The following is a 1,434-nucleotide window of genomic DNA, read 5'->3' as shown; positions in this document are numbered from 1 at the left end:
TGGGTCTTTTTATTAGATAATGAATACAATAAAGGAGATTGTTAAGGAGAAGAGGGGATTTACCTGAATGACCAAATGGAGACTATAGAAGATGACTATCCTGCTAATGCTAATTTACATCACATAGGACAGATATTACTTACTTTAGGAGAAACTATTACAGCTTTCGGTTTAACTTTACAACGGAAACAAGCTATGCTAGAACAACAAGAACATCTAATGGAGAATAACCAAGAAGAAGAAGAACAACAACAGCACAAAATGTTGAAAATACGTCAAGAAACAGAGCGACTACGATTACAAATGAAGTATATACAAGACCAGATTAATCGACTGATAAATGGCTGAAAATAGATTGTTATTCAATGTTTGAAAAAAGCAATTCTCAAGTGAGAGTGCTAGAAAACGAATAAAGAAAAGGGAAAAGCGATAGATTCGCTTTTCCCTTTTTCTTTCCCATGGATTCTCTACATGAGGTTGATCCGCAAAACATCAATTCGATCGCTGAACCGGATTGTATCACGTATGCATCCTAGGTTGACATAACACCCCGAATGGGAAGTATTCAACTAGGTTCATTAAAAAAAGACTGCCATGTAAAAGGCAGCCGGTTCTTCAACTAAAGCACCCTATGTAACAAAACTTAGGAGTTAATGGACACGGTATGATGACTATATGATGAAAGAAGTGAGGTGCGGGTGCTGTGATTGTTTATCATGTAGTTACTTATGGTATTATAAAAGCATGTAAAAAACTGGAAGGGGACTATAGGTTCTTCACAGACTTTTGTGAAACCAATGGTTGGACTTAATAAGATTAAACTAAGGGAGTTTTCCAATTATGAAAATTTCGAAAAATAATAATCTTTTTATTTTTATGATTGCTTTTGTAATCGCTTTAGCGTTTACAAAGTTATCTGCAACAAGTGATTTTAAAAGCATGATGTATTCTGCTGTGTATTTATTTATATTGATTCCGATTGGATTTGTAACAATAAAATCTATATACCGTATCTTTGATGTGGTTGTACTAAAATTTAATAAGGGTTGAGATTATATAGTCTCTTCTCGGGTTTACAAGAGAATAATAAAAGACATTCATCGTTCATTGATGAATGTCTTTTATTCTCTTTATGGTTCAAAAATCTACGACTAAAACGTGATAGCTAATGATTTATGCCCTTGACCGTCACGGACGATCCGTCCGCAAACATCGATTCAGTTACTCAACTGGATTGTATCACGTATGCACGCTAGGTTGACATAACACCACGACTCGGAAGTTGACCCCTTCTGCCCAACCCGTACGGGTAATCACTTCTTCCTCTTTTCACGAATCTATCTTTTATTCACCCAATATACATCGTTGAGTTGACGGGCTTTTGGTTGATTTGCTTTTCTCCTCTAATGAATAAATATCCAATCTGTCTTGTGC

The 1,434-nt window shown here is 35.5% G+C and carries 2 protein-coding genes; both read left to right on the top strand.

Annotated features, from left to right (window positions below; all coding sequences use genetic code 11):
• The first annotated feature begins 75 nt into the window (after window positions 1–75).
• Window positions 76–348 (top strand): hypothetical protein, encoded by a 273-nt coding sequence (locus AC1DSL_RS18165; RefSeq protein ID WP_477533323.1) that lies wholly within the window; start codon window positions 76–78, stop codon window positions 346–348.
• Window positions 349–840: 492 nt separating this feature from the next.
• The gene (locus AC1DSL_RS18160) at window positions 841–1,050 is read left to right on the top strand and encodes a hypothetical protein (RefSeq protein ID WP_477533322.1); all 210 of its coding nucleotides are present in this window, start codon (window positions 841–843) and stop codon (window positions 1,048–1,050) included.
• Window positions 1,051–1,434 lie beyond the last annotated feature (384 nt).

The sequence above is a fragment of the Paenisporosarcina sp. P4_D4 genome (assembly GCF_056401835.1).
This window is presented reverse-complemented; position numbering and strand designations above follow the sequence as displayed.